Source organism: Humidesulfovibrio sp. (assembly GCF_030689645.1).
Lineage (GTDB): Bacteria > Desulfobacterota > Desulfovibrionia > Desulfovibrionales > Desulfovibrionaceae > Humidesulfovibrio.
Window position 1 is genome coordinate 211,113 of the sequence record NZ_JAUYFU010000048.1, and the last position, 16,649, is coordinate 227,761.

19 protein-coding genes are annotated in these 16,649 nt (G+C 58.7%); 14 read left to right on the top strand and 5 right to left on the bottom strand.

Translation table 11 applies throughout. From position 1 onward, the window contains the following. Positions 1–621 carry a dethiobiotin synthase gene (gene bioD, locus Q8O35_RS07850; protein WP_305572086.1) on the top strand — a complete coding sequence of 207 codons (621 nt, stop codon included), beginning with the start codon at positions 1–3 and terminating at the stop codon, positions 619–621. Then, entirely contained in the window at positions 609–1,937 is a 1,329-nt protein-coding gene (gene bioA / locus Q8O35_RS07855; protein WP_371133110.1) for an adenosylmethionine--8-amino-7-oxononanoate transaminase, read from the top strand. The genes bioD and bioA overlap by 13 nt, the downstream gene beginning before the upstream one ends. An 80-nt stretch (positions 1,938–2,017) precedes the next feature. Here the strand turns inward: bioA and moaC are convergent, their stop codons facing one another. Genes moaC through Q8O35_RS07875 form a run of 4 tightly spaced genes read right to left on the bottom strand, consistent with a single transcriptional unit; the run spans position 2,018 to position 5,252 of the window. After that, positions 2,018–2,497, bottom strand: a complete 480-nt coding sequence (moaC, locus tag Q8O35_RS07860) for a cyclic pyranopterin monophosphate synthase MoaC (RefSeq protein WP_305572088.1) — start codon at positions 2,495–2,497, stop codon at positions 2,018–2,020. A gap of 3 nt (positions 2,498–2,500) precedes the next feature. Further along, on the bottom strand, positions 2,501–3,616 hold the full coding sequence (dnaJ, locus tag Q8O35_RS07865; RefSeq protein WP_305572089.1) for a molecular chaperone DnaJ: 1,116 nt from the start codon (positions 3,614–3,616) through the stop codon (positions 2,501–2,503). Between the two features lie 11 nt (positions 3,617–3,627). Beyond that, entirely contained in the window at positions 3,628–3,849 is a 222-nt protein-coding gene (gene rpoZ / locus Q8O35_RS07870; RefSeq protein WP_305572090.1) for a DNA-directed RNA polymerase subunit omega, read from the bottom strand. A 41-nt stretch (positions 3,850–3,890) separates the two neighbouring features. Beyond that, positions 3,891–5,252: a DUF4340 domain-containing protein gene (locus Q8O35_RS07875; RefSeq protein WP_305572091.1), complete on the bottom strand. Its 1,362-nt coding sequence runs from the start codon at positions 5,250–5,252 to the stop codon at positions 3,891–3,893. A 205-nt stretch (positions 5,253–5,457) separates the two neighbouring features. Between Q8O35_RS07875 and Q8O35_RS07880 the strand changes: the two genes are divergently transcribed. The 11 genes from Q8O35_RS07880 to Q8O35_RS07930 all read left to right on the top strand — a co-directional run bounded on the left by Q8O35_RS07880 (position 5,458) and on the right by Q8O35_RS07930 (position 15,554). Continuing rightward, positions 5,458–6,240: a tRNA 2-thiocytidine biosynthesis TtcA family protein gene (locus Q8O35_RS07880; protein WP_305572092.1), complete on the top strand. Its 783-nt coding sequence runs from the start codon at positions 5,458–5,460 to the stop codon at positions 6,238–6,240. A 56-nt stretch (positions 6,241–6,296) separates the two neighbouring features. Beyond that, positions 6,297–7,199 carry a M23 family metallopeptidase gene (locus Q8O35_RS07885; protein WP_305572093.1) on the top strand — a complete coding sequence of 301 codons (903 nt, stop codon included), beginning with the start codon at positions 6,297–6,299 and terminating at the stop codon, positions 7,197–7,199. Positions 7,200–7,360: 161 nt separating this feature from the next. Continuing rightward, entirely contained in the window at positions 7,361–8,146 is a 786-nt protein-coding gene (fliR, locus tag Q8O35_RS07890) for a flagellar biosynthetic protein FliR (protein ID WP_305572094.1), read from the top strand. Between the two features lie 24 nt (positions 8,147–8,170). After that, positions 8,171–9,235 carry a flagellar type III secretion system protein FlhB gene (gene flhB / locus Q8O35_RS07895; RefSeq protein WP_305572095.1) on the top strand — a complete coding sequence of 355 codons (1,065 nt, stop codon included), beginning with the start codon at positions 8,171–8,173 and terminating at the stop codon, positions 9,233–9,235. Positions 9,236–9,293: 58 nt separating this feature from the next. Next, complete coding sequence (flhA, locus tag Q8O35_RS07900; RefSeq protein WP_305572096.1) at positions 9,294–11,396, top strand: flagellar biosynthesis protein FlhA; 2,103 nt, start codon at positions 9,294–9,296, stop codon at positions 11,394–11,396. Between the two features lie 55 nt (positions 11,397–11,451). After that, complete coding sequence (locus tag Q8O35_RS07905; protein ID WP_305572097.1) at positions 11,452–12,498, top strand: flagellar biosynthesis protein FlhF; 1,047 nt, start codon at positions 11,452–11,454, stop codon at positions 12,496–12,498. An 11-nt stretch (positions 12,499–12,509) separates the two neighbouring features. Further along, positions 12,510–13,340, top strand: coding sequence for a MinD/ParA family protein (locus tag Q8O35_RS07910; RefSeq protein WP_305572098.1), 831 nt, complete (start codon positions 12,510–12,512; stop codon positions 13,338–13,340). Further along, a complete protein-coding gene (locus tag Q8O35_RS07915; RefSeq protein ID WP_305572099.1) occupies positions 13,282–14,073 on the top strand; it encodes a FliA/WhiG family RNA polymerase sigma factor in 792 nt (263 codons plus the stop codon). The genes Q8O35_RS07910 and Q8O35_RS07915 overlap by 59 nt, the downstream gene beginning before the upstream one ends. A 14-nt stretch (positions 14,074–14,087) precedes the next feature. Then, a complete protein-coding gene (locus tag Q8O35_RS07920) occupies positions 14,088–14,468 on the top strand; it encodes a chemotaxis response regulator CheY (protein WP_305572100.1) in 381 nt (126 codons plus the stop codon). 42 nt (positions 14,469–14,510) lie between these two features. Next, the gene (gene fliL / locus Q8O35_RS07925) at positions 14,511–15,209 is read left to right on the top strand and encodes a flagellar basal body-associated protein FliL (protein WP_305572101.1); all 699 of its coding nucleotides are present in this window, start codon (positions 14,511–14,513) and stop codon (positions 15,207–15,209) included. A gap of 21 nt (positions 15,210–15,230) precedes the next feature. Continuing rightward, positions 15,231–15,554 carry a hypothetical protein gene (locus Q8O35_RS07930; RefSeq protein ID WP_305572102.1) on the top strand — a complete coding sequence of 108 codons (324 nt, stop codon included), beginning with the start codon at positions 15,231–15,233 and terminating at the stop codon, positions 15,552–15,554. Positions 15,555–15,561: 7 nt separating this feature from the next. Here the strand turns inward: Q8O35_RS07930 and Q8O35_RS07935 are convergent, their stop codons facing one another. Then, the gene (locus Q8O35_RS07935) at positions 15,562–15,828 is read right to left on the bottom strand and encodes a hypothetical protein (protein WP_305572103.1); all 267 of its coding nucleotides are present in this window, start codon (positions 15,826–15,828) and stop codon (positions 15,562–15,564) included. A 182-nt stretch (positions 15,829–16,010) separates the two neighbouring features. Between Q8O35_RS07935 and Q8O35_RS07940 the strand changes: the two genes are divergently transcribed. Further along, entirely contained in the window at positions 16,011–16,571 is a 561-nt protein-coding gene (locus tag Q8O35_RS07940) for a hypothetical protein (protein WP_305572104.1), read from the top strand. The last annotated feature ends 78 nt before the right edge of the window (positions 16,572–16,649 follow it).

The window sequence follows — 16,649 nt, forward strand, 5'->3', positions numbered from 1 at the left end:
ATGAAGGTTTTCGTCACAGGCACGGACACTGATGTCGGAAAGACCATCGTTTCGGCTTGGTTGTGCCTGCACTCTGGCGCAGACTACTGGAAGCCGATCCAATCCGGCCACCCGCCAGACCGCGATGCCGACACTGTTGCGCATCTCTCCGGGGCACGCCTGCACCCGGAGCGACATCTGTTGCGCGAGCCGCTCTCCCCCTACCACGCCGCCAAACTCCAAGGCCTGCGCATCGAACTGGACGATTTTCGCGCGCCAGACACCTCACGCCCACTGGTCATGGAGGGCGCTGGCGGAGTGCTGGTGCCGGTGAACGAGTCGGCCACAATGCTGGACCTGATGCTGCGCCTTGGGGCGCCTGTAATAGTGGCGGCGCGCAGCAGTCTGGGCACCATCAACCACACATGCCTGACCCTGCTTGCCCTGCGTTCACGCAACATTCCAGTTCTGGGCGTAGTGCTCTGCGGCCCGATCAACCCCGGCAACCGCGAAGGCATCGAACAGTTCGGAAACGTGAAGGTGCTGGCGGAGATTCCGCCCCTGGAGCCGCTGACCAGGGATTCGTTGCAACGCGTGGCCCCCCTGCCCGGAGCCCTGGGCTGGATACGGTGGAAGTCTTGAGCATTGTCGACATTGACCGCAAGTACGTCTGGCATCCGTTCACGCAGGAGCGCACCGCGCCGCCGCCGCTGCCTGTGGTGCGGGCCAATGGAGCAAGCCTGTTTCTTGAGGATGGTCGGGAACTGCTGGACATGGCCTGTTCCTGGTGGGTCAACGTGCACGGGCACAGTCATCCCAAGATCGCCTCAGCCCTGGCCCACCAGGCTGCCACCATGGAGCATGTGATCTTCGCCGGATTTACCCACGAGCCAGCAGCGCGGCTGGCCGAATGCATTGTTAACGCTCTGCCCCGTCCTCTTGCCCGTGTGTTCTATTCCGACAACGGCTCCACCGCGGTGGAAGTGGCTCTGAAGATGGCTTGGCAGTATTGGCGCAATACGGGCGACACGCGCCGCCGCCTGTTCCTGGCCTTTAACGGAGGGTACCACGGCGATACCTTCGGGGCCATGGCCGTGGGCCGCACCAGCGGCTACTACGCGCCCTTCAACGACCTCATGTGCGAGGTGCGGCATCTACCCTTTGTGCACACCTGGATCGGCGACAACTCCTTTGAGGAACGCGAAGCTCTCGCTCTTGCGCAGATAGACGCCCTGCTTGAAGCGCATGGGCGCGAGGCCGCAGCCTTCCTGGCCGAGCCGCTGGTTCAGGGCGCCTCCGGCATGAACATGTGCCGCCCGGAGTTCCTGCGCGCCGTTGTGGAACTCATGCAGGCCCGCGACATTCCGGTGATCCTAGACGAGGTCATGACTGGGTTCGGTCGCACGGGCACCATGTTCGCCATGGAACAGGCGCAGGTGACGCCGGATCTTGTCTGCCTGTCCAAGGGCATTAGCGGCGGTTTTCTGCCCCTGGCCGCCACTGTCGCCAATTCGCGCATCTACAACGCCTTTCTGGGCGAAGACTTCCACACAGCCTTTGCCCACGGGCATTCCTTCACCGCCAACCCCCTTGGCTGCGCCGCCGGGCTGGCTTCCTTCGCTCTGTTCGAGGAAGAAGGCACCCTGGCGCGCATCTCGCGTATTACCGAAGCCAATCGCGCCTGGCTGGAGGATGTGGCGCAACTGCCCGGCGTCACACGACCGCGAGCGCTTGGTTCAATCGCCGCAGTCACGCTGGGCGCGGACCAAAGCGACTACCACGCAGGCGTTGGTGCTGCTGTGAAAGCGATGTGCTTTGAGCGAGGGCTGCTCATTCGCCCCATGGGCAACGTGGTGTACCTGATGCCGCCTGCCTGCATCACCCCGGAGGAATTGAGCCGCGCACAGCGTGGCCTGACGGAAGTGCTGCGGGAGACTGCGCACCTATACCGCTCCTGACCCAACCACATGCGCATGAAAAAGCGCCCGCTCCGGCAGTACCGGGGCGGGCGCTTCATTGTGCATTCAAAACGGAGGAGCTAGTCGGCCTGGAACAGCCCGCTCTTGCCGCCGCTCTTGTACACCAAGCGACAATCAGTGATGCAGATGTCCTTCTGCACAGCCTTGCACATATCATAGATGGTGGCCGCAGCGATCTGAGCGGCCACAAGGGCCTCCATCTCAACGCCAGTCTTGGCGCTGGTGCGGGCCTCGGCCTCGATGCGAATGATGCAGGCAGTCTCGTCTATGTCGAAGCTGACGTCGGCGAAATCAAGTGCAAGGGGATGGCACAACGGGATAAGCTCAGCCGTGCGTTTGGCGGCCAGGATTCCAGCAATGCGCGCCGTGCCGAGAACCTCGCCCTTGGGCAGGGCCTTCAGGACGAGCAGGCGCATGGTCTCAGAATTCAACACCACATCCACCCGCACGCGGGCAATGCGAACACTGTCGTTCTTGCCCGAAACATCCACCATGCGGGCACGTCCAGCATCGTCAAGGTGCGAGAATTCCTGGCTCATACTCTAATCCCCCATGACCTTTTCTTTGGCCTTCTTGAAGAAGTTCTTGGCCTTCTTCAGGGGTTTTTCGTCTTCCAGCTTGGCAAATTCCCGCAAGAGTTCTTCCTGCTTTGAGGAAAGACTGGTTGGTGTCTCAACCTTGATTTCAATGAGCAGGTCGCCCTTGCGACCACCGCTCGGATGAGGCAGGCCCATGCCCCGCAGTTGGAATACTTCTCCGCCCTGAGTCCCCTTGGGAATATCCACAGTGATGGGGTCATCAAGAGTGGGAATCTCGATCTTGTCTCCCAAAGCGGCCTGCACCATGCTGATGCTGCGCCGCAGGATCAGGTTCTGGTCCTGGCGGTCAAAAGTCTTGTCCACCTCGACGCTGATGACAACGTACAGGTCGCCATGGGGGCCGCCGTTGACTCCAGCCTCGCCCTCTCCGCGCAGACGCAGGCGCGAGCCGTCGTCCACCCCGGCAGGGATGCGCACCTTGAGTTCGCGAGTCTGGCTGGTGAGCCCAGCACCCCGGCAGGCAGTGCAGAACTTGGTGATGAGCTTACCCCGGCCATGGCAGCTGGGACAGGTGACCGAGATGCGGAAGAACCCTTGCGCCTGCTGCACGCTGCCAGTGCCACGGCACTGTCTGCACTCGGACATCTCGGTGCCCGGCTCCGCGCCTGTGCCCTTGCACTCTGCGCAAGGCACGTTCAGGGGGATCTTGAGGGTCACCTCGTCGCCCTTGGCGGCCTGACGGAAGCTAATGTTCAGATTGTAGCGCAGGTCCATGCCGGCCTGGGGGCGTCGTCCGCCGCCTCGGCCTGCTCCTGCGAAGCCGAACACCTCACCGAAGATGTCGCTGAAGGCTCCGAAGATGTCTTCGGACGAGTTGAAGCCCTGCCCGGCGCCATTCAGGCCATCGTGCCCGAAGGTGTCGTAACGGCGGCGCTTCTCCGCATCGCGCAAAACATCATAAGCCTCAGCGGCCTCTTTGAACTTCGTCTCTGCGTCCGGGTCTTCCTGATTGCGGTCGGGATGGAACTCAAAAGCCAATTTTCGGTAGGCGCGCTTGAGTTCGTCTTCCGAGGCGGTCTTCTGCACCCCGAGGACTTCGTAAAAATCTCGTTTGGACATGAGTCTGTTCTTTATGCTTCAGGAGCCTGGATACCGGCCTCGGGGATGGCAGCGCCAGGCAAAACCTTGCCTTGGGCTATCTCACGCAGGGCGGTGACGGCTTCCTTGTTGTTGGATTCGATGAGGGGGGCGTATCCCTCGCGGTACTGCTTCACGCGCTTGATGGCCATCTGCACGATGAGAAAGCGATTGGGGACCTTTTCGAGACAATCTTCGACGGTGATTCTCGCCATGAAGCACTCCTTGTGAACAGGTGTTGAACAGAACTGCCGCGCTACTGCGGGGCTTTGGGCTGCCTCGCGGGCAGATATCCTTGAACATCTTCGAGCAGCTGGCTGGTCACGGGGTAGAACATCTCCTCCGAACCGACCTTGAGCCAGCACTGGTCCGCCGGAAGGCGGGGATCTGTAAAGAATGTAAACGATGACATCACCTTGCCGTCCTTCGTAAGAAGGTCGAACTCAAGGCGCTGCACTGCCGGGTAGCCCAGGCGGGCAACGGGTTCGGCTTCGAACCTTAACTCTTTAAGTCTCCACAGCGTCATGTCAATACCGGAGACCTTGCGTCCCGTGTCGCGCTCCTCCCAGCCGGAGGGCGTCTTATCAACCTGAAGGGTCTGATTGTTCATGGTTGAGTACATGCGCGCACCCTCTACGCGGGATGAATCAAAATTAACCACCCCGCGCCACTGCATGTCGTAGGCTTGGCGCACAAGGCTTTTGGCCTTTTCGCGGTCAATAAGGAAACCAGCCGGGTGCCGAGTGGAGCGGCCATAAACCTGGTCCGCATCCAACGGTGCAAACAGCTCCAGGCGAAGGGGCGCAGCAGCCTTGGGCATGGTCATCTCAATGCTGCACACAGGCCGACCAGTCACCTGCCTGTCAGGCCTGGTGAGAATGACATCCGCATTTACAGCCGTGAGATTGTGGACATACAGCCGCACCTCAGAGGATGTGACGGTGGTGCCCTGCATGGATGCGGGAACAACAAAGGTGAACAGATCGTCCTTGCGCTCAAGATCCCACTGGACGCCGTGCGCGCCGTGCAGGGTGAGACGCTGAACATCTTCGCCCCGCACCTCAAGCAGCCGGGTGTCGAAATAGAAGTCCATGGGCTTGTCGAAATGGTGCAGCACGCTGGCGTCCAGCAGAAACACAGACTCCGGCGCAAGGGAGCTGTGAGCGTAAAGCGCAGCGCCGGTCGGGGTCTCATGGCCAAGCGTCAGCTTGGCCTCGCGGTCATCAGCGCTGGCAGGCTTGATGTGGATCTGCACGGACGGCGCATCCAGCCCCAGGGCCGAGGTGTCTGCGCTGGCGGCCTGCTCCAGCATCTGGCTCGGACGGTTGTGAGCTATGGCGGCAAGCAGAGCCTCAATGCGGGCCGTGTCTGCGGGCACAGGCAGTGCGTCAGCCTCGGCTCCGTCAAAGCGCACCACCCATCCCGAGGGTTCGCGCAGCAGAGAATAGCGTTCCTTAGGCGTGGCAACTTCGATGCTCTGCACGGCGTCGATAGTGTAGTCGGGCCAGATGCTCATGGCAAGGCGCTGTTCCTGCTGGTACAGAAAAAAAGCGACACCTAGCGCCATAAAGAGCACCAGAAGCAGCATCAGTCCGAAGCGGGTGAATGGGGTGGTCAAGGCTGGCCTTCCGAATATGGCTAAGGGCAGCGCCCAAGGGGGTGTAACGTGAACCGCGAAGCGGTTTCGCGGTGCGAAGTATTCAGTTGCTTGTATGTCGACTACGCAAAGGAGTTTTAGTTAACCGTGACTCCCTTGCATGTCAAGCTCAAATGCCCTAAGCCCGGGCCTCAGGCAGTTCAGAAAGACAGCTGAGGAGATTCCCATGTCAGGATTCAACAAGCTCTCGTATGCGCAAAAAAAATGCGTCAGCACCGTGGGCATGCTGATGCAAAAAGTGGATATGGCCGGTCCAGGCGCACGGATTGGGGTCGCTGTGTCCGGTGGGGTGGACAGCTTCGCCCTCATCAAGACCCTGACCATTCGCAAGGCCATTCTGCCCTTTCCCATCGAACTCATGGTGCTGCACATCAATCCCGGGTTCAGCCCGGACAGCCACATTCCGCTGGTGGAATGGTGCAAGAGCGAAGGCTTGTCCGCACACATTGAGCTCACCGACCACGGCCCGCGTGCGCACTCCGATGAGAACCGCAAGAATTCGCCTTGCTTTCTGTGCGCCATGCTGCGTCGCAAACGGCTGTTTGATCTTTGCCGCGAGTACAACCTGACACACTTGGCCTTTGGCCACAACGCCGATGACCTCGTGGTCACCTTTTTTATGAACGTTGTGCAAAACGGACGAGTAGACGGGCTTACGGCATCCGAGGATTTCTTCAAGGGTCGCCTCAGAATCATCCGGCCTGCGCTATTTTTGGAGAAATCCTTCATGCGTGCTGCAGCACGCCAATGGGAGCTGCCAATCTGGAAGAACGATTGTCCGTCCTCCGGCAGCACCAGGCGCAAAGAAATTCACGACTGGCTGCAATTGGAGATGGGCCGCGACAAACGCATCCGGCAGAACATTTTTAATGCACTGACGAAATTCCAGCTGGGACGCCAAAAGGGACTGACGGGGCACGAACTTGACCCCGGTTCCATCATGGGCTAGGGGAATGAACTCTGGGGTCATGTCCACATTTCATCAAGGCGTAAACATAATTTATCATGTTATTCGGCAAGTTCCACATAGTCATCTTCCGCGAGAAGCGCGGCAGCACCCGAAAGTTGCAACTGCGCGGTTGGATGCTGCTTGGCCTCGGGACGCTTCTGGTGGCGCTTCTGGCTGGAAACCTGGTGCTTCTCAAAAATGCGACCAACAGCGGCACGCTGGAACGCAGCCTGAGCCTCACTGAAAAATCCGCCAACGAACAGAAATCACAGCTCCTTAACTTAAGCCAGAAGCTCGTGACCCTTCAAAAAGACGTCTCGCGCATTCGCGATTTCGACTCCAAGCTCAGGGTGATGATCAACCTTGAGCAGGAAAACACCATGAGCGTGGCATCCCGCGGCGGCCCCGGCCAGGACATGACCAAGGGCTACCTGCCCATCTACAGACAAGAGCTTCTTGCCCGCAAGATGAATGAATTCTTGCGCCAGCTTTCCGTGGAGGCGCGCCTGGAAGAGGTCCGCCAGCAGGAAATCATCCAGCGCCTGCGCGCCAACAAGGACGTGCTTGAGTCCACCCCATCGGTGTGGCCCGCCGGCGGCTGGGTTACCTCCGGCTTTGGTTGGCGCAGCTCGCCCTTCACGGCCAAGAAGGAATTTCACAAGGGGCTCGACATTTCCGCACCAGCCGGAACGCCCATCTACGCCCCCTCACGCGGCGTCGTTTCCTTCATCGAGCGCGACCCCTCCTATGGGCTGGTGCTGAACATCACCCATGGCACCGGACTGGTTACGCGCTACGCCCACCTCCAGCGCGTAAACACCAAGCAGGGCCAGGTAGTCCAACGCGGCGAAGTCATCGCCTTCATCGGTGACTCCGGCCGCAGCACCGGCCCGCACCTGCACTACGAGGTGCGCATCGGCGGCGTTCCCGTGAACCCCATGCGCTACATTCTGAACTAGCGCCTCCATCCGCCCGCCAACGCGGCGCAACACCCCGCAGAACCTTGCCACTTTACGCACTGCGCAAGGTGGGCTAGGTACAAAGAGCTGCGCCCAATCACAGGTACGCGCAATGTGCGCGGCCATTTATGCGCAGCCATACAAACGTGTGATGGCGGGCAATGGACATCTTCAATTTCGACCCGAGCATGGTTTTGAGCTTTTACCTCACGCTGTTCCGAATCAGCGTGGTGCTCTTCATCATGCCTTTTTTCGGGGACACCCTGCCCAACGTGATGAAAGCCTCCCTGCTGCTGGTGCTCTCCCTGGCCGTATGGCCCAACCTCTCGTTTCCCGGCACGGCCTTTCCGGCCCACCCCTTCAACATCGCCATTATGTTCGCGGGCGAAATTGTGCTCGGCATGACTCTGGGCTGCATCGTGCGCATGCTCGTCGCCGCTGTGCAGATTGGCGGCGCCATCATCAACTTCCAAATGGGATTCTCCATGGTCAACTCCATCGACCCCCTCACGGGTCAGCAGGAGCCCATGACAACGCACTTCATTTACATGTGCACCATGCTCACCTTCCTGTCCCTCAATGGGCACCTGCACCTTATCAAGGCCCTTGGCTCCAGTTTCGACATAGTGCCGCCGGGGGGCCTTTTCCTTTCCCCGGAACTCATGAACGAAGTCATGCTCTTCTCCAAACAGATGTTCGTGCTGGGCGTGCGCATCGCCGCGCCAGTCATCATGGCGCTATTCCTTGTGGACCTGGCCCTGGCGCTCATTTCTCGCATGGCCCCGCAAATGAACATCCTGGTAATGGGCTTCCCCCTCAAAATCGCCGTCGGCTTCCTCTTCCTCTCTTATGTCATGGAGATAATGAGTGAATATGTCACCAACTTCATCGTGGCCATGGACGGGGTGCTGATTCACCTGATGAAGCTTGGCGCACCGCACACCTAGCGGCACACAGAGGAACCACAGGAAATGTCGAGAGAAGATCCTAGTAGAACAGAAAAGGCGACGCCAAAGCGGATCAAGAAAGCCCGCGATGAAGGCAGCGTCGCCAAATCCGCCGAACTCAGCAAGGTGGTGGTGCTCCTTGCTGGGGTCGTGGCCATGCGCTACATGGGCGAGTTCTTTTTCAACAACATAAACGAAGTCTTCCACTGGTTCTTCACTGAAGGTCTGCGCCAACCCCTTAATCAACGAACCGTGCATAGCATGCTCCTGTGGTCCTCGCTCAAGATTGCTTACATGGTTCTCCCGGTGATGCTTATCATCGCAGCCGCGGCGTACATCACAATGCGGCTGCAGGTCGGCAAACTCTGGTCCCTCAAATTCCAGTGGGACAGAATCAATCTCAACATATTCAGCTCACTGAAGCAGATGATGGCCAGCCCAGAAACTCTGGTGCGCCTGGGGCGCGATGTCGCCCAAGCCCTGGCTGTCGGCATCGCCCCGTATATTGTAATCAAGCAGGAGCTTCCAAACCTCATCCCACTGTTCCACCAGAACATAATGGGCATCACCACATACATGCTGCTCGTCTCGTACAAGATGATCTGCTATGCCCTGGTGCCCATGATCCTCATCGCGCTGGCTGACTTGTGGTGGACACGCTACCGCTACGAAGACAACCTGATGATGACCAAGGGAGAGACCAAGGACGAGCGCCGGCAGATGGAAGGCGACCCGGAAATCAAGCAGAAGCAGCTACGCAAAATGTTTGAGGTCATGGGGCGCAGGCTCAACACCACAGTTCCCAAGGCCGACGTGGTCATCACAAACCCCACGCACTACGCCATCGCCCTGCGCTACGATGTCACCGAGGCCCCAGCACCAATGGTTCTGGCCAAGGGCGTAGACCGCATGGCGCTTAAAATACGTGAAATAGCAATAGAAAACGACATCCCCCTGCACGAGAACCCTCCTCTGGCACAAGCTTTGTATAAGCAGGTGGAAATCGGCGAGACAATCCCCGAAGAGATGTATCAGGCAGTGGCGGCAATTCTCGCCAAGCTGGCGAAATTCAAGAAGCGCCCGACCTGATCTCCCCTTCGCGAGTTGATGCCCTGGCCGGTTTCAAACCGAGAGGAGCGTCAACAAAATGTCCCAGAGCGCCAAATTCGCCTCCATAGACATCGACTACGCAAAGTTCGCCAAGCAAGGCGACATCATGCTGGCTGTTGGCGTCGTCATCATCCTCATGATGATGCTCGTGCCCATGCCCACGCTCCTCCTCGACCTCATGCTCACCTTCAGCATCAGCATTTCCATCGTGGTGCTCGTCACCTGCATGTTCTTGGAATCGCCCATGGAGTTCACGATCTTTCCTTCGCTGCTCTTGGTCACGACATTGCTCCGGCTGTCGCTGAATGTCGCCTCGACGCGCCTCATTCTGCTGCACGGCCATGAGGGGACAGGAGCCGCTGGCGGCGTCATCCAAAGCTTCGGAGAATTCGTCGTCGGCGGCAACTACGCCATCGGCATCGTCATCTTCTTCATCCTGTTCACCATCAACAAAACCGTCATCGTCGCCGGTATGACGCGCATCGCAGAAGTCGCCGCACGCTTCACCCTGGACTCCATGCCCGGCAAGCAGATGGCGGTTGAAGCAGACCTGAACGCCGGGCTCATCGACGAGCCAGAAGCCACCCGCCGTCGTGACAAGATCCGCAAGGAAGCCGACTTCTACGGCGCCATGGACGGCGCGGGCAAGTTCGTGCAGGGAGACGTCAAGGCCGGAATGATCATGCTTTTGATCAACATCTTCGGCGGATTCTTCATCGGCGTATTCCAGAAGGGCATGCCCTGGATGGACGCCGCGCGCACCTACACGCTGCTGACCATCGGCGACGGTCTCGTCGCCACCATCCCCTCGCTTATCATCTCCACCGCGTCCGGCATCATTGTCTCCCGCGCCGCGGCAGAGGCCAAGATGGGCGAGGAGTTCCTGGGACAGTTGACCTTCCACCACCGAGCCCTCAAGCTCGTTTCCGGCATCCTGCTCGTGTTTGGCCTTGTGCCGGGCCTGCCCACCCTGCCCTTCCTCACCTTTAGCGCGCTCATTTACTGGATCGCCGGAGTGGCCGAGCGCACCCGCCCAGCCCACGACGCCCAGCAGCAGGCCGAAAAGAACAAGGGCGCCGCACCCAAGCTCGATACGCCCGAAGAGGTGCAGTCCCTGCTGCCGCTCGACCAGTTGGAACTGGAGGTCGGCTACGGCCTCATCCCGCTGGTGGACGAGGAACAGAACGGGAACCTGCTGTCACGCATAAGGAGCATCCGTCGTCAGTTTGCCTTGGATATGGGCGTGGTCATCCCCTCGCTGCACCTGCGCGACAACCTCCAGCTCAAGCCTGGCGAGTACCGCGTGCTGGTAAAGGGCAACCCCATCGCCTCTGCGGAAATCCTCATCGACCACTTCCTGGCCATGGACCCAGGCGACGCCAAGCATCGCATCGAAGGCGTTGCTACGGTGGAGCCGGCCTTCAACTTGCCCGCTGTTTGGATTCCTGAGGCACGTCGCGAGGCTGCCATGCTTGCTGGCTACACAGTGGTTGATCCGTCCACAGTGGTCGCCACACATTTGACGGAAGTCTTCCGCCGCAGCCTTCACGAGTTCCTGGGCCGCCAGGAAGTGCAGGAACTTTTGAACAATCTGGCCAAGCGCGCTCCCAAGGCAGTGGAGAACCTGGTCCCCGGTGTGCTTCAACTTGGCACAGTGCAGAAGGTGCTGCAGAATCTGGTTCGCGAGAGCATCTCCATCCGCGACATGCTCTCCATCGTGGAGGCCCTGGCCGATTACGGCCCGGCCGTCCAGGATGCGGCAATGCTCACCGAGTACGTGCGCTCCCGCATGGGCCGCACCATCGTCAAGGGATATCTGGCGAGCGACAATTCCCTGCCCATCGTCACCCTTTCGAGCGACATTGACGCCACGCTCATGAGCAGCCTGCGCAACACGGATCAGGGCGGATACTTGGCGCTTGAACCTGCCAAGGCGCAGCAGATCATCAAGGCCATCGGCAACGCCCAGGAAAGCGCCGTGGGCACGGACGGCCAGCCTGTCCTGCTTACCACTCCACAGGTTCGCCCGCACTTGGCCCAATTGTTGCTTCGGTTCCTGCCAACCATGCCCGTGATATCACAGGCGGAGATACCGGCAGATATCAGAATCCAATCATTGGCCACTGTTAAACTGAGCTAGTGCCATGCATGTAAAAACTTTCAGAGGATCGGATGTCCAGGCTGCCCTTGCGAGGGTGAAGGCCGAATTGGGCGAGGACGCCATCATCCTGAACACCAAGACCGTGCGCAGCGGGTCAGGCAAGGGCTGTGAGATAACCGCAGCCATTGATCCGAGATCAAGCGCCGGGAGCAAGGGTAAGGGCGGCTCATCGTCCCGCGACGGCGCTGGCTCACCGCAGCAGCTGGATGAGAATCCAGCCGACTGGGCTTGCGAGTGGCGGCACATCAAGGATCAGCTCATGGCCTTGGTGAAGCCTCAGCTCAACATGGACGACCTGTCGCCGCGTCAGCGCGTTGCCATCAAGTACCTGGAGCGCGAAGAAGTGGACATGCAGGTGCTCCTGCGCGTGTTTCTGGACCTCAAGGCCAACCCGGAGCGGCCCATCCTTCCGGTGCTTGAGTCTGTGGCGCCCTGCTATGGGTTCGAGTCAAAAAAATGGCTTCAGAAGTTCCACATCTTTGCCGGCCCGCACGGCGTGGGCAAAACCTTGTCGCTCATCCGCCTGGCCCTGCGGGAGAAGCAGGCCCGCCCCAAGGCGCGCATCTGCGTTGTCGCGGCCGACCAGGGCCAGGGAAAGGGCCGCTTGGTGCTGCGTCATTATGCCGACCTTTCCGGCCTGGCCTTCCGCGAGGCGGGCAGCGCCGAAGAAATGCAGGAAGTGCTCAAGGAGTCCTCAAAGTTCGACCTGATCTTTATCGACCTGCCCGGACTCTCTGGGTCCGCCACGTTGAGCGAGCACCTGACGGACCTGGGCCTTACGGACAATCGGGAGATGGCTGCACATCTAGTGCTGGCGCCATATTTCTCCGCAAGTCAGTATGCGCAGATAGCAAAGCGCTATGCCTGCACGCTACTGCAAAGTCTCATCTGGACGAAACTGGACGAAGCCTGTAGTTTCGGAGCGCTGCTGAATATGGCGCGGCTTACGGAACTGCCTGTTTCCGCCCTGTCCTTTGGCCCGGGCCTCAAAAACAGCATCGCCCCGGCCCAAAGCGACATGTTGTGGCGACTGATCTTCAAGCACACGCTGCCCGGCCACCAAGCCGAGCAGGCGGCATAAGGCGAGGCACCATGACACGTACGGCTCTCCCCCTGGTCTTCTCCGTCACCTCCGGCAAGGGCGGGGTGGGCAAGACCAACATATCGGTGAACCTGGCCTGCGCCCTGACCCGGATGGGCAAACGCGTGGTGATTCTGGACGCCGACCTCGGCCTCGCCAACGTGGACGTCATCCTGGGCATTGCGCCCAAACTGAATCTGTTCCACCTTTTCAACGAGGGCATGACGCTGGAGAACATCCTGTGCGACACGCCTTACGGCTTCCGCATCCTGCCTGCCGCCTCGGGCGTCAGCGACATGGTGAACCTCACCACGGGGCAGAAGCTCGACCTGTTGGAGGCCATGGACTACCTTGAGGGCGACATCGACCACCTCATTGTGGACACAGGCGCAGGCATCAACGACAATGTGCTGTACTTCAACATCGCGGCCCAGGAACGGCTGGTTGTGCTTACTACAGAGCCCACCTCCCTCACCGACGCCTACGCGCTCATCAAGGTGCTGAAGCTGAACCACGGCGTGGACCGCTTCCGCGTGCTGGTAAACATGGCCAATGACGAGAAGACGGCCAAGGAAATTTTCACCAAGCTCTACAAGGCCTGCGACCATTTCTTGAGCGGCGTTTCCCTTGACCTCGTGGGCTCCATCCCTATGGATCCGGCGGTGCGCAAGGCCGTCATCAACCAGACCCCCTTTGCGAGCATGAGCCCGCATTGTCCGGCCAGCGTGGCCATCAATAAGGCGGCAGAGAAGATCAACACCTGGAAAGTCACGGCAAAAGCAGATGGAAACATCAAGTTCTTTTGGAAAAAGCTCCTCTTCCAGGAGCAGTCCGTGGCGTGAGCTGGAGGCCGGACAAACGGCCTGGGCGCAGTTTCCCCCGCGCGACCAGGAGCAGATCGTCCGCCACTACGCCCCGAAGATTCGCATTCTCGCACTGCGGATGAAGAACAAGCTTCCGCAGAGTGTTGAACTTGGCGAACTGATAAGCGCGGGAAGCATGGGGCTTCTTGATGCGCTGGGTAAGTTTCGCCCTGAACTCGGCATCAAGTTCGACACTTACTCCGAGAACCGCATCAAGGGCGCCATGCTCGACGAGCTGCGGAGAATGGACTGGTTCTCGCGCGGCATGCGCCAAAAAGTCAAAATGCTCGACGAGGCCATGCGTCAGATTGAGCACGAAACCGGCGCCGCGGCAACGCAGGAGCAGCTTTCGACCAAGACCGGTCTCTCCGCCCGGGAGGTTCAGAACGGCCTTGAGGCGCTGCAAAACCAGCTATGCGTCAGCCTGGACGCTTTTCAAGAGAATTTTGTCGGGAGCCGGGAATCGTTGTCAGAGAATGAACCCTATCAATCCACAGCCTTCCAGGAAATGGTTGACAAGATTGCTGGGCTCATAGAAGAATTGACACCGCGAGAGAAGCTTGTCATATCGTTGTATTACGGAGAAGAATTGAACATGAAGGAAACGGCCCAGGTTATGGACATAACCGAGGGACGAGTCTCCCAACTGCATTCCCAGGCGCTGGCCAAGCTGAGGGACAGTTTCCGCAGACGTTACGAAAACGAAGACTGACAGGAGATAAAACCATGCCCGCAGACAGAAATTTGCGCATCCTCGTTGTTGACGACTTTTCCACCATGCGCAAAATCATTAAAAATATTCTTCGCCAGCTCGGCTTCAACAATGTGGTTGAGGCAGACGATGGAACCACTGCATGGGAAACCCTGAACCGTGACAACATCGACTTCATCATCTCCGACTGGAACATGCCGCAGATGACAGGCATTGAACTGCTGCGCAAAGTCCGCGGCAGCGAAGAATACGCCACAACGCCCTTCCTCATGGTCACTGCGGAAGCCCAGCAGGAAAATATCATTGAGGCTGTGCAGGCCAAGGTGTCCAACTACATCGTTAAACCGTTCACGCCCGAGACGCTGGGGCAGAAGATCGACAAGATTTTCACCTAGCCACTCTGGGCACTGAACCCTTGACGGGGGGGTGCTTGCTGCATGGCTGCTGATCCACTGGATGAGACTGCTGGTTCACGCGCCGGCGGGGATAGCCAAAATGATATCGCGATTGACACCAGTGAAACTTCGCGTGGCACCCAGAAGGTTGAACTTGATCTCGACGATGCCCCTTTCCTTGAGGAAGAAGAAGAAGTAAAGCCGGAGCCGGTAAAGCCCTCAGCGCCAGTAAGCCTTGAGCCTGCGAAAGAAGAGAAGCCGCCCCTTGAGAAAAAGAAACTCATTATCATTGGCGCGGCTACCCTTGTACTGATCATCGTAGCTGCGCTAGCCGTCAAGTTCCTGTTCTTCAAGAGCAAGGCAGCACCGGAACCTGCAAAGACCGAACAGGCTGCCCCTGCCCAAGAAAACGCTACGGTGGCCGAGCCGGAGAAGCCGGAAATTCATTTTCGCATGGAGCCTTTTTGGGTTGAACAAAAGGCTGGCCCGGAAGAAGTTCGCTTCCTCATCGTGCGCATGCAACTTGGCACCAAAGACCCAGCAGTGGCCAAGGACTTCGAGATGAAGCTCCTGCCAGCTCGAAACGCCATTTTCTATTACTTGAAGAATAAAGACGTCCATTTTTTGGTCGATGAGCAGAATACAGACAAACTGAAGGCGGAATTACTTCTGGTCATCAACCAGTACGTCGCCGATGGCAAATTCGACACACTGATGTTCGAGGAGTATGTGGTGAAGTAAATGTCTTCCAGCCCGCTGGACATGCCCATTCTGATCTCACAACTGCCGAACGTGCAGCAGCTGCTGGGGCCTCAGCACATGCCGCACGAAGCGCAAAAGTATCTTTTTGGCCAGATTGTTGCCGAAAAGCAACGCAAGGAAGAGCAAACCGTCCAAGAAGTTGACAAGAACGAGGGACTGGATGCCATGGGGCGCGACTCTGGCGGCAACAAGAACGCCTCGCAACACGCCCCACGACCAAGTCGCCCCAAGAGCACACCTGACCAGGACCAACCAGCCAGTCCCGGCCCACAGTCCTCCAACGCCTCTCCATGGTCAGGCAACATCATCAACGTCAAGATTTGACTATCTTTCACTTCCCGCGATGCTCATCGCTGTTGAACTGCACACCCTTTTTGCGCCCCTCCTCCTCCTCGTGTTGAGCCTGCTCGTCATCCGCCTCCTGCTCCTCCTTTTCTGGAAAGCGCCCTGTGTACCAGTAATAAATCCACTTGGCGCGTTCGCTTCTGGTCTTCAACTCCGTAGGCCCACTGCCAGGCCTCACCTTCATGCGGTCAAAGAAAAAGGCAAAGCAGACACCGATTAGCAACACGATAATTGCGAACAACCAGGTGGACATGTCCGGTGCCTCCTGCAGGCGGTTGGATGAAACTCACCAGTTTTAACACATTATCCTACACAGATTCGAAACGCGAGGTTAATTCTCGACCTTTCCCGCATTGCCTCTTCACACAGAAATATGCATAATGTTCTGACAATGCGGTATCCCACTCGCCAACTCAATCACGACAAGGAGCCTTTATGCCCGTAGCCAGCGAGTTTACCCTGTTCAGCGGTGGCGCCCAGGGCGCAGAAGCAGAGTTCGGCAGCCAAGCCGAGCGCTTCGGAGTGCAGGAGGTCAACTACTCCTTCGAAGGGCACAAGATCGAGCGCTCCAGAGGCTTGCGCATGCTGACCCAGGAAGAGCTCATGCGAAAGGACGTCAGTCTGACTTACGTCTCCAAACTGCTGGACCGCAACTTCAGCAACGGGCCGCTTATCCGCATGGTGCTGCGCACCATAATGCACCAGGTTGACGGCGGGCTCGAAGTTTTTGTGGTGGGAGCCATTCTGGACAACGGCACGGTCAACGGCGGCACAGGCTGGGGAGCAGAATTCGCTAAAATCTGCAACAAACCCCTGTTTGTTTTCGATCAGGTGAAAAACAGCTGGTTCTCATGGGAGGACAACGCCTGGAAACCAGTCGCCGAGCCTGTCATCAGCAAAGCTCATTTCACAGGCACTGGCACCCGGTTCATCGAAGACAATGGCCGAGCAGCCATCGCGGCTCTCTTCGCCAGATCCTTCGGCACAGGCCAATAGGCCGTCGTTTACAGAACACCTCCGCGCTGGGCGGCGTCCGGCAACATCCGGCGTCGCCCGCGTTTTTTTGTCATCCCA

What these genes read in the sequence shown, in the direction of transcription:
- bioD (WP_305572086.1), top strand. Translation starts at nt 1, where the DNA reads ATGAAGGTTTTCGTCACAGGCACGGACACTGATGTCGGAAAGACCATC.
- moaC (WP_305572088.1), bottom strand. Translation starts at nt 2,497, where the DNA reads ATGAGCCAGGAATTCTCGCACCTTGACGATGCTGGACGTGCCCGCATG.
- dnaJ (WP_305572089.1), bottom strand. Translation starts at nt 3,616, where the DNA reads ATGTCCAAACGAGATTTTTACGAAGTCCTCGGGGTGCAGAAGACCGCC.
- rpoZ (WP_305572090.1), bottom strand. Translation starts at nt 3,849, where the DNA reads ATGGCGAGAATCACCGTCGAAGATTGTCTCGAAAAGGTCCCCAATCGC.
- Q8O35_RS07880 (WP_305572092.1), top strand. Translation starts at nt 5,458, where the DNA reads ATGTCAGGATTCAACAAGCTCTCGTATGCGCAAAAAAAATGCGTCAGC.
- Q8O35_RS07885 (WP_305572093.1), top strand. Translation starts at nt 6,297, where the DNA reads ATGTTATTCGGCAAGTTCCACATAGTCATCTTCCGCGAGAAGCGCGGC.
- fliR (WP_305572094.1), top strand. Translation starts at nt 7,361, where the DNA reads ATGGACATCTTCAATTTCGACCCGAGCATGGTTTTGAGCTTTTACCTC.
- flhB (WP_305572095.1), top strand. Translation starts at nt 8,171, where the DNA reads ATGTCGAGAGAAGATCCTAGTAGAACAGAAAAGGCGACGCCAAAGCGG.
- flhA (WP_305572096.1), top strand. Translation starts at nt 9,294, where the DNA reads ATGTCCCAGAGCGCCAAATTCGCCTCCATAGACATCGACTACGCAAAG.
- Q8O35_RS07910 (WP_305572098.1), top strand. Translation starts at nt 12,510, where the DNA reads ATGACACGTACGGCTCTCCCCCTGGTCTTCTCCGTCACCTCCGGCAAG.
- Q8O35_RS07915 (WP_305572099.1), top strand. Translation starts at nt 13,282, where the DNA reads ATGGAAACATCAAGTTCTTTTGGAAAAAGCTCCTCTTCCAGGAGCAGT.
- Q8O35_RS07920 (WP_305572100.1), top strand. Translation starts at nt 14,088, where the DNA reads ATGCCCGCAGACAGAAATTTGCGCATCCTCGTTGTTGACGACTTTTCC.
- fliL (WP_305572101.1), top strand. Translation starts at nt 14,511, where the DNA reads ATGGCTGCTGATCCACTGGATGAGACTGCTGGTTCACGCGCCGGCGGG.
- Q8O35_RS07930 (WP_305572102.1), top strand. Translation starts at nt 15,231, where the DNA reads ATGCCCATTCTGATCTCACAACTGCCGAACGTGCAGCAGCTGCTGGGG.
- Q8O35_RS07935 (WP_305572103.1), bottom strand. Translation starts at nt 15,828, where the DNA reads ATGTCCACCTGGTTGTTCGCAATTATCGTGTTGCTAATCGGTGTCTGC.
- Q8O35_RS07940 (WP_305572104.1), top strand. Translation starts at nt 16,011, where the DNA reads ATGCCCGTAGCCAGCGAGTTTACCCTGTTCAGCGGTGGCGCCCAGGGC.